Below are 13315 nucleotides of genomic sequence, written 5' to 3'. Positions count from 1 at the left end.
CGGTGCCTGGTGCCCTTCCCGACGGTGAGCCCGTCCCCGCCGACGGTTCGCTGCCCGACTCCGCGACGGCGCGGGCCGGCCGGCGCGGCTTCGGCGTGTACGTCCACGTCCCGTTCTGCGCCAGCCGGTGCGGCTACTGCGACTTCAACACGTACACCGCGGACGAGGCCGGCCCGGACGGCTACCTCGACGCGGTCCTGGCCGAGCTGAAGCTCGCCACCACGGTGGTGGCGCCGGGCCGGGTGGACACGGTGTTCGTCGGCGGCGGCACGCCCACCCTGCTGGCGCCCGGCGACCTGGGCCGGATCCTGGACGGCATCGACGCCACCTGGGGGCTGGCCGCGGACGCCGAGATCACCACGGAGGCCAACCCGGAGTCCGTCGACCCGGCGTCGCTGCGCGCGCTGCGCCGGGCCGGGTTCAACCGCATCTCGCTGGGCATGCAGTCGGCCGCGCCGAACGTGCTGGCCGTGCTGGAACGCCGGCACACCGCCGGCCGGGCCCCGCAGGCCGCGGTGGAGGCCCGGGAGGCCGGCTTCGACCACGTGAACCTGGACCTGATCTACGGCACGCCGGGGGAGAGCGCGGACGACTTCGCCGCCTCGCTGGACGCGGTGGTCGGTGCCGGGGTGGACCACGTCAGTGCGTACGCGCTGATCGTGGAGGACGGCACCCGGATGGCCGCCCGGATGCGCCGCGGTGAGCTGCCGTACCCGGAGGACGACGTGGCCGCCGACCGCTACCTGGCCGCGGACGCCCGTCTCGGCGCGGCGGGCCTCTCCTGGTACGAGGTGTCGAACTGGGCCCGCACGGTGCAGTCCCGGTGCCGGCACAACCTGCTGTACTGGACCGGCGGCGACTGGTGGGGACTCGGGCCGGGCGCGCACAGCCATGTCGGCGGCGTGCGCTGGTGGAACGTCAAGCACCCCACGACGTACGCGAAACGCCTGGCCGACGGCGTCTCGCCGGGTCACGGCCGGGAGCTGCTCACCGCCGCCGACGCCTACGTCGAAGACGTGATGCTGCGGGTCCGCCTGTCCGACGGGCTGCCGCTCGCCACGCTGGACGACCACGGGCGCGCGGTGGCCGCCGAGGCGCTGACCGGCGGCCTGCTGGACCCGGCGGGGTACGCGGCCGGCCGGGTCGTACTGACCCTGCGCGGCCGGCTGCTGGCCGACGCGGTGGTGCGCGACCTGCTGCCCTGAGACGGCCGGCCGCGCACCCGCCGAACTACTTCACCAGCCGCCAGGTCATCGGGTAGTGGTACAGCACGCCCTCGTTGGCCTTCATGCCGCCGATGATCGAGAACACGATCACCACGACCCAGGTCACCAACGGCAGGAAGAACAGGATGCCGAGGGTGCACACCGCGACGATGCTGGCCACCACGGTGGCGATGCCCCAGGTGATCTGGAAGTTCAGCGCCTCGACCGAGTGCGCCCGCACGGTCGGCGACTGGTTGCCCTTGGCCAGCAGCGAGATCAGCGGCGCGATGAACCCGATCAGGATGCCGCCGAAGTGGGCCACCAGCGCCCAGGTCTTGTCGTCGTTCGTGGGGTAGCCGGACGGTGCGCCGTAGCCGCCACCCGGTGCGCCGTACCCGCCGCCGGGAGCGCCGTAGCCGCCACCGGGCGGCGGGCCGTAGCCACCGGCACCGGACGACGGCGGCGGGCCGTAGCCGCCCGCTCCGGACGACGGCGGCGGGCCGTAGCCACCGGCTCCGGAGGTCGGCGGCGGCGAGCCGTAGGTCGGCGGCTGCGGCGAGCCGTACGGGGGCGGCGGCGGGGTCGATCCGGAGGTCGGATCGTTACCCGAGTATGGATTCAGCGGCGCGGTGGGGTCCGAGGGACCACCTTCTCCGGGCGGACGCGGCGGTTCAGTCATGCGGACACCGTAGGACCGCAGGTCGAGAAGGGCGAGAGCAACATGCGGTCGACGTCGGAGAATAGACAACCGGCGAACCTCACAAGCGATCATCGCCAGGAGCCCCGGTGCGACGTAGACTGGCACTCGCCGAAGCAGAGTGCCAGGGACGGCGTGCCGGGAAGCGAGGGTGAGGTCATGAGTCTCGATGACCGCAAGCTCGAGGTGCTCCGTGCCATCGTCGAGGACTACGTGGCCACCCAGGAACCGGTGGGCAGCAAGGCGCTGGTGGAACGCCACCAGCTCGGCGTCTCCCCGGCCACGGTGCGCAACGACATGGCCGTGCTGGAGGAGGAGGGCTACATCCGGCAGCCGCACACCAGCGCCGGACGGGTGCCCACCGACGCCGGCTACCGCCTCTTCGTCGACCGGCTGTCCCGGGTCAAGCCGCTCAGTCCCGCCGAGCGGCGCGCCATCGAACGCTTCCTGGTCGGCGCAGTCGACCTGGACGACGTGGTGCACCGCACGGTCCGCCTGCTCGCCCAGCTCACCCGCCAGGTCGCCGTGGTGCAGTATCCGAGCCTGGCCCGGTCCTCGGTCCGCCACCTGGAACTCGTCCCGGTCTCCACCACCCGGATCATGCTGGTGATGATCGCCGACACCGGCCGGGTCGAGCAGCGCCTCGTCGAACTGCCCGCACCGGTCGCCCCGGACGACGTCATGGAGATGCGGAGCAAGGTCAACGAGAAGCTCTGCAACCAGAAGCTCGCCGACACGCCGCCGCTGGTGCAGGCGCTGGTCGACGACAGCCCGCCGGACCGCCGCACCACCATGGCCTGCCTGGCGTCGGTGCTGCTGGAGACGCTGGTGGAGCGGAGCGAGGAGCGACTGGCCCTGGCCGGTACGGCGAACCTGACCCGCGGTGGCATGCTGGACTTCCAGGGCTCACTGCGACCCGTCCTGGAAGCCCTCGAGGAGGAGGTCATCCTCCTCAAACTCATCGGCGAGGTGGAACCCAGCACCACCCGGGTCCGCATCGGGGACGAGAATGAGATCGACAATCTGCGGTCGGCGTCGGTGGTGAGCACCGGTTACGGACCAGGTGTCACGATCGTGGGTGGGCTCGGCGTGCTGGGGCCCACCCGGATGGACTACCCCGGGACCATCGCCACCGTGCGTGCAGTGGCACGCTACGTTGGCGACTTACTGGCACAGAACTGACGGATCCGCGCAACCATTGAGGACGCCAAAGCCCGTGGCGAAGGACTACTACGGCATTCTCGGCATCAGCCGCGAAGCCACCGATGACGAGATCAAGCGTGCGTACCGCAAACTGGCCCGCCAGTACCACCCGGACGTCAACCCGGACCCGGAAGCGCACGAGAAGTTCAAGGACATCAACGCCGCGTACGAGGTCCTGTCCGACGACCAGAAGCGGCAGATGGTCGACCTCGGCGGCGACCCGCTCGCGCCCGGGGGCGGCGGGGCCGGCCCCGGCGGACCGGGCGGCGGCCCGTTCGTCGGCTTCCAGGACATCATGGATGCGTTCTTCGGCTCGGCGGCCGGCGGCGCGCGTGGCCCCCGCCCGCGCACCCGGCCCGGAGCCGACGCCATCCTGCGCCTCGAACTGGACCTGGTGGAGACCGCGTTCGGCGTGGAGGCCCCGATCACCGTCGACACCGCGGTGCTCTGCACCCAGTGCGCCGGCGCCGGCACCGCACCCGGCACCCACCTGGCCACCTGCGAAACGTGCGGCGGCCGCGGCGAGGTCCAGTCGGTGCAGCGCACGTTCCTCGGCCAGGTGGTGTCGTCCCGCCCCTGCCAGGTCTGCCAGGGCCACGGCACAGTCATCCCGCACGCCTGCCCGACCTGCGCCGGCGACGGCCGCATCCGCACCCGCCGCTCACTGACCGTGAAAATCCCGGCCGGCGTCGAGGACGGCATGCGCATCCGGCTGGCCCAGCAGGGCGAGGTCGGCCCCGGCGGCGGCACCCCCGGCGACCTGTACGTGGAGATCCACGAACGGCAGCACGACGTCTACTCCCGCAAGGGCGACGACCTGCACTGCCGGGTCACCCTCCCGATGACGGCCGCGGCGCTGGGCACCCGGCTCACCATCAAGACGCTGGACGGCGAGGAGAACATCGAGGTCAAGCCGGGCACCCAACCGGCGTTCACCCTCCGCATCCGCGGCAAGGGCGTGCCGCACCTGCGCGGACAGGGCCGCGGCGACCTGTTCGTCCACCTCGACGTGAAGACGCCCACCAAGCTGACCGCTGACCAGGAACGCATGCTGCGCGACTTCGCCAAGACCCGCGGCGAGGACGTGGCCGAACTGAGCAAGCAGGGCGGGTTCTTCTCCCGCATGCGGGACGCGTTCAACGGCCATTAGATTCACCATGTCGTAGGTCCGTGCGGGGTACGGACCGTCGCTCCCGCCGAGGCCGGGCGGGGGCCCACCGGCGGTGGCCCACGCCCTTCAAGCTGCGTAAGCGCAAGACCGGCACGCCACCGCCGACCTGCTTCTCCGCGCGCCCGGCGCGGCCGTCTCCGCGCGGCCGGTGCGGCCGTTCCGCGAGGCGGTGCGGCCGTCTCCGCGGGGGCGGCCGTCTCTACGGTTTTGCGGCTTCTCTGCCGGGCGGTGCGGCCGTCTCTGCTAGGGCGGTGCAGTCTTCCTTCTCGACGACACCGGCGAGGCAGCTGGCGTTGTCCTCGCTCCGCCACGGGTCCCGTCACTCTTCGTGCTGGAACCTCACCTTGCGTGGCCGAGAGCCGCCGCATCGACTGCTCACGGGCGGGGAGGGTGCTGCGAAGGGTGTCGGGTGCACACCGTCTGTTGCCACTCGAAGGCGCCGGAGTTGCGCGACGAAGCCTCCCCGCCTCGTTTGCGCAGATCTTGTTGAGCTGCGGTCGCATTACGACCACAGCTGCACGAGATCGAGGGCCAGCCGGCCGCCTCCACCCCATCTATCCGGACATGTCGCCCACCATTTGGCGAGGCCGTCGTGGAGTAGGTGGGGGTGCTCGTCGCCTCCCGCGTAGGGCGTCCGCGCGTGTGGAGGTGGGGTTCGGAGCAAACCCGTGGTCCACACGCCGGCTGGTTGTCCGGGGCGTGTGTGGAGTTGGGGTGAGGTGGGTGCCCGTGGTTCACACGCGGGGTGGGTGTTCGGGGCGTGTGTGGAGTTGGGGTGGGGTGGGTGCCCGTGGTTCACACGCGGGGTGGGTGTTCGGGGCATGTGTGGAGTTGGGGTGAGCTGGGTGCCTGTGGTTCACACGTCGGCCGGTTGCCCGGGTTGGGGTGGGCTGGGTGCCGCTGTCTACGCGGGGTGTGGGGGCACGCCGCTGATGTTGAGCTTGGGTTCGCTGTTCGGCGGTGGCGCGCACGTGGGGGTGGGGCCGGGGCGCGCGGATGGGGACGTCAGGAGGCCGCGGAACCGGGGTGACCGGCGGCGGTGCCGTGGATGGTGGTTCGGTAGCGTGCGGGCGTGTCTGCGCCTCTGTTCCTGGTCGACGAGTTGCCCGGTGGTTCGACGTTCACGCTGGACGGGCCGGAGGGGCACCATGCCGCGACGGTGCAGCGGCTTCGGGTCGGGGAGCGGCTCGTGCTGGCGGACGGGTGTGGTGGGACGGCGTCGGCAGAGGTTACCGCCGTGGGGCGGGGGACCGTGGACGTGGCGGTGCTGGACCGGGAGTTCGTCGGGGCGGCGGACCCGCGGCTGGTGGTGGTGCAGGGCCTGGCCAAGGGTGACCGTGGCGAGCTGGCCGTGCAGGCGATGACCGAGGCCGGCGTCGACGAGATCGTGCCGTGGGCGGCGTCCCGGTCGGTCGTCCAGTGGCGTGGCGACCGTGGTCACAAGGCCCGCGACAAGTGGGCGGCCACCGTACGGGAGGCGGCGAAGCAGGCCCGGCGGCCGTGGCTGCCCGTGGTGGCCGGTGATCCGGACTGTTCCACCAAGCACGTTACGGCCCGGCTGGCCGAGGCGGCGGCCGGTTTCGTGCTGCACGAGGAGGCCGCCGAGCGGCTGACCACGGCCGTGCTTCCGCCGTCCGGGGAGATCGTGCTGGTGGTGGGCCCCGAGGGCGGGATCAGCGACGCGGAGCGGGACGCGTTCACCGGCGCCGGTGCCACCGCGGTGCGTCTCGGCTATGCGGTGCTGCGAACCTCGACGGCGGGCATCGCGGCCCTGGCGGTGCTGTCGGCCCGGCTCGGCCGCTGGTAGGACGGCGCCTCCGAGTCCGTCGCCGGCGGCCTGGTTCGGTGGCCCCGGACCGCGGGGTGGGTCAGCCGCGGGCGCAGTTCCCCACCGACCGAGGATCCGCGCCCGAGGCCGCCGGAGTGGGAATGCGGAGAGGAATGCGGGGTGGGAATCGTGAGGTGGCCTACGGCGTGACCATGGCCGTGCGGGCGGCCAGATAGGTGAGGCTACCCTTGCCCGGTGCCCGCCCGCCCCGACCGTTCCGGCTCCCGGATCTTGCTGCGTACCGTGCGCCGCCAGCGGCGTCGGGTGGTCGTGGGAAGTCTGCTGATCGGTGCGCACCAGGCATGCGAGGCGCTCGTACCGATCGTCATCGGTCTGATCATCGACCGGGCCGTCGGCACCGGTGACGCGCTCCGGCTGGTCCTGTGGATCGCCGTGCTGGCCGCACTGTTCATCGTGCTCAACACCGTGTTCCGGTTCGGGTCGCGGCGGCTGATGGCGGCGATCGCGGACGAGGCGCACCGGCTCCGCATCGAGGTCGCTACCAAGATCATGGACCCGCACGGGGTACGCACGGAGCTGCGCGCCGGCGAACTGCTCACCATCTCCACCAGTGACGCGGACCAGACGTCGTACCTGCTGGACTACGTGCCGCGGGTGGTGGGTGCGCTGGTCGCCACCGCGGTGGGTGCGGTGGCGTTGTTCCTGATCTCCGTACCCCTGGGGCTGGTGGTCCTGCTCGCCACGCCGGTGGTGCTGGTGGCGCTGCAGGCCGCGGCCCCGCGGATCACCCGGCGCGTCGCCGAGCAGCAGCATCGCGCCGGTCTGGCCACCTCGCTCGCCACCGACCTGGTCACCGGCCTGCGCCCGTTGCGGGGGATCGGCGCGCAGGACGCCGCGGCGCGCCGCTACCGGGAGGTGAGCCGGGAGTCGCTGCGGGCGACGCTGCGGGCGGCCCGGACCCGCGGCGGGTACGGCGCCGCGTCCACCACGGTCAGCACGCTGCTCGCCTGCGGCATCGCGATCCTGGCCGGCTGGTACGCGCTGACCGGCCGGATCAGCGTCGGGCAGTTCGTCACGGTGATCGGGCTGGCCCAGTTCCTGATGGAGCCGTTCGGCACGCTCGCCGTGGTGCCGGAGTGGGTGGCCCGCGCCCGCGCCTCGGCGAACCGGATCGCCCGGGTGCTCGACGCCGAACCGGTGCATCCGGCGGGGTCCGCACCGCCGCCCGCGGGGCCGGTCGGCCTCTCGCTGACCGGGGTACGCAGCGGCCCGCTCGACGGCCTCGACCTCGACGTCCGCCCGGGCGAGTTCGTCGGCGTGGTGGCCCGCCGGCCGGGCGACGCCGAGCACCTGGTCCGGCTGCTCGGCGGCCACGTCGCCGACTACCGGGGTGACGTCCGGCTGGGCGGCGTACCGCTGCGTGATCTGCCGGTCACCGACGCCCGCCGGCTGCTTCTCGCCGAGCCGCACCACACCGACCTGTTCTCCGGCACGGTCCGGGCCAACCTGATGCCGCCCGGCGACGACGCCCTGGCGGAGGCGCTGCGGTGTGCCGCCGCCGACGAGGTGGTGCACGCCCACCCGGAGGGCGTCGACCAGCCGGTCACCGAACGCGGCGCCGGCCTGTCCGGCGGCCAGCGGCAGCGGCTCGCCCTGGCCCGGGCGTTGCTCGCCGACCCGCCGATCCTGGTGTTGCACGATCCGACCACGGCGGTGGACGCGGTCACCGAGCACGCCGTCGCGCAGGGCATCCGGGCGCTGCGGCACCGTCCCGGGTCGCGCTCGGCCACGCTGGTGTGCACGAGCAGCCCGGCGCTGCTGGCGCAGACCGACCGGGTGGTGCTGCTCGATGCCGGCGCGGTCGGCGCCGAGGGTGACCACACCGGCCTGGGCACCCACGACGAGCGCTACCGCGCGGCGGTACTGCGATGACGGACAGCGCCGCGACGACAACCGGCTCCGCGATGTCGGACGGCTCCGCGACGACAACCGGCTCCGCGACGACAAACGGTTCCGCGGTGACGGACGGCTCCGCGATGACGGACGGCTCCGGAACGACGGGCGGCTCCGCGCTGCCGGTGGCGTCGGCCGGGCAGACCTGGGCGTGGCTGCGCCGCCAGCTCCGGGCCCGCCGGTGGGCGGTGGCCGGTACGGTCGCGGCCGGCCTGGTCGCCGCCGCCGCGTCGGTGCTGCCGGTGTACGCGTTCGGCCGGCTGGTCGACGAGATCCGGGCCGGTGCCGGTGCCGGTGCGATCGTGCCGGTCACCCTGGTCGTGCTGGTGTCCGCGCTGGTCGGTGGCGCCGCGAACGGCCTGTCCACGGTGCTGGTCACCCGGCTCGGCGAGCAGCTGCTGGCCGGCCTGCGGGAGCGTACCGTGGCGGTCGCGTTGCGGCTGCCCGCCGCCGTGCTGGACCGGGCCGGCCGGGGTGACCTGCTGTCCCGGGTCGGTGCGGACGTGGCGGCGATCGGCCGGGCCGCGTCCACCGTGCTGCCGACGCTGACCTCGGCGCTGCTGCTGGGGGCGCTGAGCCTGGCCGCGATGGTGGGCCTGGACTGGCGGCTGGGGCTGGCCGGTGCGCTGGCCGTGCCGTCGTACGTGCTGGGTCTGCGCTGGTATCTGCCCCGCTCCGCGCCCTGGTACGCCCGGGAACGGGCGGCCGTGGCGGCCCGCTCCCAGCTGCTGGTGGAGACCATGCAGGGTGCCCCGACGGTGCACGCGTACCGGCGGGAGGCGCAGCACCTGCGGGACATCGACGGCGCCTCGGCCCGGGTGCGTGACCTGGAGGTCGGGGTGTTCCGGTTGTTCACCCGGTTCGGTGGGCGGATCAACCGCAGCGAGTTCGTCGGGCTGGCCGCGATCCTCACCGCCGGCTTCCTGCTGGTGGACGCGGGCGCGGTCACGGTGGGCGAGACCGCGGCCGCGGCGGTGCTGTTCCACCGCCTGTTCAACCCGGTCGCGATGATCATGTTCACGTTCGACGACGTGCAGAGCGCGGGCGCGAGCCTGGCCCGGCTGGTCGGGGTGCGCAATCTGGAGGGCGAGGACCATCCGCCGCGGCCGGACGGGCGCCCGGCCGACGCGGGGCTCGAACTGCGGCGGGTGCACTTCAGTTACGACGGGCGTACCCCGGTGCTCCGCGACGTGAGCCTGCGGGTGCGGCCGGGTGAGCGGGTGGCGCTGGTCGGCTCCACCGGCGCCGGCAAGACCACGGTGGCGTCGATCGCCGCCGGCATCCTGCGGCCGGGGTCCGGTACGGCGCTGGTCGGTGGGGTGCCGGTCGCCGAGCTGCCGCCGTCGGTGGTGGCGGTGGTGAGCCAGGAGACGCACGTCTTCGCCGGACCGCTGATCGAGGATCTGCGCCTGGCCCGGCCGGGTGCGACCGGGGACGAGGTGGCGGCGGCGCTGGCCACGGTGGGCGCGCTGGACTGGGTGCGGGAGCTGCCGGAGGGCGAGGCCACGGTGGTCGGCGAGGGCGGCCGGGCGTTGACCGCGGCCCGCGCCCAGCAGTTGGCGCTGGCCCGGCTGGTGCTGGTCGATCCGGCGGTGGCGGTGCTGGACGAGGCGACCGCGGAGGCCGGCAGCGCCGGCGCCCGGGCCCTCGAGGAGGCCGCCCTGGCGGCCACCCGCGGCCGGACCACGCTGATCGTGGCGCACCGGCTGACCCAGGCGGCCGCGGCGGACCGGGTGGTGGTGCTGGAGCACGGCACGGTGGTGGAGACCGGCACGCACGCGGAGCTGGTGGCGGCGGGCGGACGGTACGCCCGGTTGTGGTCGGCGTGGTCGGCGCGCACGCCGGTGGTCACGCCCGAGCGCCCCGGCCGCGCAGCAGCACCAGCGTCATGAAAGTGGCGGCCACCAGGCCGGCCAGGCTGGCGTAGCCGACCCGGCCGTCCACCGCGAACGACGACACGGACGTGGCCAGCACCCCGGCGGTGAACGCGTACGCGCCGAGCAGCGCGGGTGCGGCGGCCCGGGCCGGGAGCGCCGCCGCCACCGCGAGCACCGCGCAGAGCACCAGGTCGGGCACCAGGAACAGGTTGTCGGCCCGCCAGTTGTCCCGGAGGAACAGGAAGCCGAAGGTGGTCACGCTGATCGCCACGGCGCCGAGGCGTCCGATCGTCAGAACCGTCATGTCTACAGCGTAGACCGGGCCATCGGTCGATGTCTACGCCGTAGACTCCGCGGCATGTCGCCACGCGCCCCGCTCAGCCGGCAGGCCATCGCCGAGGCCGCCCTGGAGGTCGGCGACCGGGACGGACCGGCCGCCATGACGATGCGCCGGATCGCCGGCGAACTCGGCTGCGACCCGATGGCCCTGTACCGGCACTTCCCGGACCGCGAGGCGCTGCTCGACGCGGTCGCCGACCTGGCGCTGGCCGGCGTACCGCTGCCGGCGCCGGACCGGCCGTGGGACGCCCGGCTGACCGACCTCCTGACCGCCGTCCGGGCGGCGGCCCTGGGTCACCCGGGCATCGCCGCCCATCTGGCCGGCCGGCCGCCGCTCGGCACCCACGCCCGGCCGGTGCTGCTGGCCATCGGCGGCGCGCTGGCGGACGCCGGTCAGTCCCCGGCCGACGTGGTCCGCACCACGCAGGCCCTGATCGCCTACCTGTCCGCGGCGATCGCGATGAGCGTGCGGGCCGGTGCCCCGGACGCCCGCTGGCATCAGGTCCGCGCGGTGATCGCCGAGCTGCCCGGCGCCGCGCCGGACGACGCGCTGCCGGTCACCGGGTCGGACGACCAGTTCCGGTACGGGCTGGGGCTGCTGGTGTCCGGCATCCGGGCGGTCGCCGGGAACCCGCGCGGCGACCGCCGGTAGTCCGCGCCGCGACGCGGAACGGCAGGTCAGCTCACATTGTGAGGTCGGTGGTCAGCCGCAGATCGTCGACCGCGTGCGCGGCGGCGACCTGGTACCGGCCGGGCACGGTGCGCCAGCCGCCGTCCCAGACCTGGAACGCGCGCTGCTGCAGCGGCACCTGGACGGTCACCGACTCGCCCGGGTGGGCCTCGACGTTCGCGAACCCGGCCAGCCACCGCACCGGGCGGTCCGCCGTGTCGTCCGGTGCGCTCAGGTAGACCTGGACCACCTCGCGGCCGGTGCGTGCCCCGGTGTTCGTGACGGTCACCTCGGCGTACCCGTCGGCCACCTGCAGCGAGTCGTATGACCAGGACGTGTAGCCGAGGCCGTGCCCGAACGCGAACAGGGGGGTGGCACCGGAACGCAGCCAGCCGCGGTAGCCGATGAAGATGCCCTCGGCGTACTCCAGGGCGTCGTCGCGCACGTCGATCGCCAGGACCGGGCAGTCCTCCTCCCGGCGCGGCCAGGTGGTCGGCAGCCGCCCGCCCGGCTCGGCCGTGCCGAGCAGGACGTCGGCGAGCGCCGCACCGGCCTCCTGGCCGGGGAACCAGGTGAGCAGCACCGCGGCCACGTCGTCGGCCCACGGCAGCAGGACCGGCGAGCCGGCGTTCACCACCACGACGGTACGGGGGTTCGCCGCGGCCACCCGCGCCACCAGCTCGTCCTGGCGGCCGGGCAGCGCCAGCGAGGTGCGGTCGAAGCCCTCGGACTCGACCTGTTCGGTGGTGCCGACCACGACCACCGCCACGTCGGACGCCGCGGCCAGCGCGACCGCCTCGGCGATCAGCCCGTCCGCGTCCGGCCCGGGGGCGCGGTGGCCCAGCGTGGCGGAGACCGTGTGCGCCATGCCGCGCACGATGGTCTGGGTGAGGACCACCTCCACCGGTAGGCCGGCCGGGAGCGTCGCGGTGACCCGGTGCTCGCGCGGCGACAGCAGCAGCTCGGCCCGCCCGGTGTCGGCCGGGTGCAGCGAGCCGGCGTACAGCTCGGTCCCGCCGACGGTCAGCGAGAACGTGCCGAAGCCGGACACCGCGAACGTGTGCTCACCCGCGGTGGCCGGGGTGAACGTGCCGTGCATCCGCAGCCCGGTCACCGACTCCTTGGCCACGCCGCCGGGCAGGTCGCCGATCCACCGCAGGGTGGCGGCGTCCACGCCGAACCCGTAGTCGGTCTCCCCGTCCAGGCTCACGGTCAGGCCGCTCCACTCCGGGCCACGGGCCGGCGGCAGGAAGGGGCGCGGGTCGGCGCCGATCGCGTACGCCACGTCGGCGCCCGGCAGGGCCCGCCGCAGGCCGTCCAGCGGCGACACCACGTGCGGCGGGGTGACCTGGGCGCTGCCGCCGCCGAGCACCCGGGCGTCGGTGGCCAGGGCACCGATCACCGCCACCCGGTTCAGCCCGGACGGGTCCAGCGGCAGGGCCGACCCGGTGTTGGTGGCCAGCACGAACGAGCGCACCGCCACCTCGTACGCGACGGTGTCGCCGACCACCGGCGCCGGGAACGTGGTCACCGCGGGCGGGACGCCGTCGAGCACGCCGACCCGGGCGGCCAGGCGCAGCACCCGGCGTACCTTGTCGTCGATGATCTCCTCCGGCACCTCGCCGGACCGGACCGCGGCGACCAGCGCGTCGCCCCACGGGTTCTCCATCGCGGGCATCGCGATGTCCAGGCCGCCCAGCGCCGAGCCGACGGTCTCCCGCGCGGCCCGCCAGTCGGAGACCACGAAGCCGTCGAAACCCCACTCGTCCTTGAGCACGCCGGTCTGCAGTGGCCCGTGCGACGCCATGGGCAGCCCGTTGACGGCGTTGTACGCGCTCATCACGCCCCACGCGCCGGCCGTCACGATTCGCTCGAACGGCGCCAGGTACAGCTCCCGCAGCGCCCGGTCGCCGATCCGCACGTCCACGGTCATCCGGTCGGTCTCGAAGTCGTTGCCGACCAGATGCTTGACCGTGGTGCCGACGCCGTGCGCCTGCACGCCGGTCACCCAGCCCAGGCCGATCTCGCCGGACAGCAGCGGGTCCTCCGAGTAGCACTCGAAGTGCCGGCCGCCGAGCGGCGTGCGGTGCAGGTTCACGGTCGGGCCGAGCAGCAGGTGCACGCCCTTGCGGCGGGACTCCTGACCGAGCAGCAGACCGGCACGCTCGGCCAGCGCCGGGTCCCACGCGGCGGCCAGCGCGGTGGGGCTGGGCAGCGCGATCGACGGGTCCTCCGGCGCCCAACCGGTGCCGCGTACCCCGATCGGCCCGTCCGACATGATCAGCGACCGCAGCCCGATCCGCGGGATCGCGGGCAGTGACCAGAAGTCCTGCCCGGCCAGCAGCGAGACCTTCTCGGTCAGGTCCAGCTCGGCCAGCAGATCGTCGATCACGTCGTGGTACTCGGTCACG

10 protein-coding genes are annotated in these 13315 nt (G+C 74.0%); 7 read left to right on the top strand and 3 right to left on the bottom strand.

The features are described from left to right. Window positions 1-2: 2 nt before the first annotated feature. Window positions 3-1205 (top strand): radical SAM family heme chaperone HemW, encoded by a 1203-nt coding sequence (gene hemW, locus LDL48_RS34225; protein WP_225259283.1) that lies wholly within the window; start codon window positions 3-5, stop codon window positions 1203-1205. Window positions 1206-1230: 25 nt separating this feature from the next. Here hemW and LDL48_RS34220 read toward each other — a convergent pair whose 3' ends face one another. Further along, window positions 1231-1884, bottom strand: a complete 654-nt coding sequence (locus tag LDL48_RS34220) for a DUF4870 domain-containing protein (RefSeq protein WP_225259282.1) — start codon at window positions 1882-1884, stop codon at window positions 1231-1233. A 177-nt stretch (window positions 1885-2061) separates the two neighbouring features. On the opposite strand from LDL48_RS34220, the gene hrcA reads away from it, so the two are divergent. The 5 genes from hrcA (at window position 2062) to LDL48_RS34195 (ending at window position 9910) form a co-directional block, all read left to right on the top strand. Continuing rightward, complete coding sequence (hrcA, locus tag LDL48_RS34215) at window positions 2062-3084, top strand: heat-inducible transcriptional repressor HrcA (protein WP_225259281.1); 1023 nt, start codon at window positions 2062-2064, stop codon at window positions 3082-3084. 34 nt (window positions 3085-3118) lie between these two features. Further along, complete coding sequence (gene dnaJ, locus LDL48_RS34210; protein ID WP_225259280.1) at window positions 3119-4255, top strand: molecular chaperone DnaJ; 1137 nt, start codon at window positions 3119-3121, stop codon at window positions 4253-4255. A 1093-nt stretch (window positions 4256-5348) separates the two neighbouring features. Continuing rightward, window positions 5349-6083 carry a 16S rRNA (uracil(1498)-N(3))-methyltransferase gene (locus LDL48_RS34205; protein ID WP_225259279.1) on the top strand — a complete coding sequence of 245 codons (735 nt, stop codon included), beginning with the start codon at window positions 5349-5351 and terminating at the stop codon, window positions 6081-6083. 216 nt (window positions 6084-6299) lie between these two features. Beyond that, window positions 6300-7997 carry an ABC transporter ATP-binding protein gene (locus tag LDL48_RS34200; RefSeq protein ID WP_225259278.1) on the top strand — a complete coding sequence of 566 codons (1698 nt, stop codon included), beginning with the start codon at window positions 6300-6302 and terminating at the stop codon, window positions 7995-7997. Window positions 7998-8101: 104 nt separating this feature from the next. Beyond that, window positions 8102-9910 carry an ABC transporter ATP-binding protein gene (locus LDL48_RS34195; protein ID WP_272493121.1) on the top strand — a complete coding sequence of 603 codons (1809 nt, stop codon included), beginning with the start codon at window positions 8102-8104 and terminating at the stop codon, window positions 9908-9910. On the opposite strand, the gene LDL48_RS34185 is transcribed toward LDL48_RS34195, so the two are convergent. Continuing rightward, the gene (locus LDL48_RS34185; RefSeq protein ID WP_225259277.1) at window positions 9867-10199 is read right to left on the bottom strand and encodes a hypothetical protein; all 333 of its coding nucleotides are present in this window, start codon (window positions 10197-10199) and stop codon (window positions 9867-9869) included. The two genes, LDL48_RS34195 and LDL48_RS34185, sit on opposite strands and share 44 nt — an antisense overlap. A 54-nt stretch (window positions 10200-10253) precedes the next feature. On the opposite strand from LDL48_RS34185, the gene LDL48_RS34180 reads away from it, so the two are divergent. Next, on the top strand, window positions 10254-10886 hold the full coding sequence (locus LDL48_RS34180) for a TetR/AcrR family transcriptional regulator (RefSeq protein ID WP_225259276.1): 633 nt from the start codon (window positions 10254-10256) through the stop codon (window positions 10884-10886). 31 nt (window positions 10887-10917) lie between these two features. Here the strand turns inward: LDL48_RS34180 and LDL48_RS34175 are convergent, their stop codons facing one another. Next, a complete protein-coding gene (locus LDL48_RS34175; RefSeq protein ID WP_225259275.1) occupies window positions 10918-13314 on the bottom strand; it encodes a beta-glucosidase family protein in 2397 nt (798 codons plus the stop codon). Between the last annotated feature and the right edge of the window lies 1 nt (window position 13315).

The organism is Jidongwangia harbinensis, from assembly GCF_020216025.1.
Classification (GTDB): Bacteria; Actinomycetota; Actinomycetes; order Mycobacteriales; family Micromonosporaceae; genus Actinoplanes; species Actinoplanes harbinensis.
The sequence above is the reverse complement of the archived record's forward strand: the minus strand, read 5'-3'. Positions and strand labels throughout refer to the sequence as shown.

Coding starts and splice junctions, on each gene's coding strand:
- LDL48_RS34220 (WP_225259282.1), bottom strand. CDS start 1,884: ATGACTGAACCGCCGCGTCCGCCCGGAGAAGGTGGTCCCTCGGACCCC.
- hrcA (WP_225259281.1), top strand. CDS start 2,062: ATGAGTCTCGATGACCGCAAGCTCGAGGTGCTCCGTGCCATCGTCGAG.
- LDL48_RS34195 (WP_272493121.1), top strand. CDS start 8,102: ATGACGGACGGCTCCGGAACGACGGGCGGCTCCGCGCTGCCGGTGGCG.
- LDL48_RS34185 (WP_225259277.1), bottom strand. CDS start 10,199: ATGACGGTTCTGACGATCGGACGCCTCGGCGCCGTGGCGATCAGCGTG.
- LDL48_RS34180 (WP_225259276.1), top strand. CDS start 10,254: ATGTCGCCACGCGCCCCGCTCAGCCGGCAGGCCATCGCCGAGGCCGCC.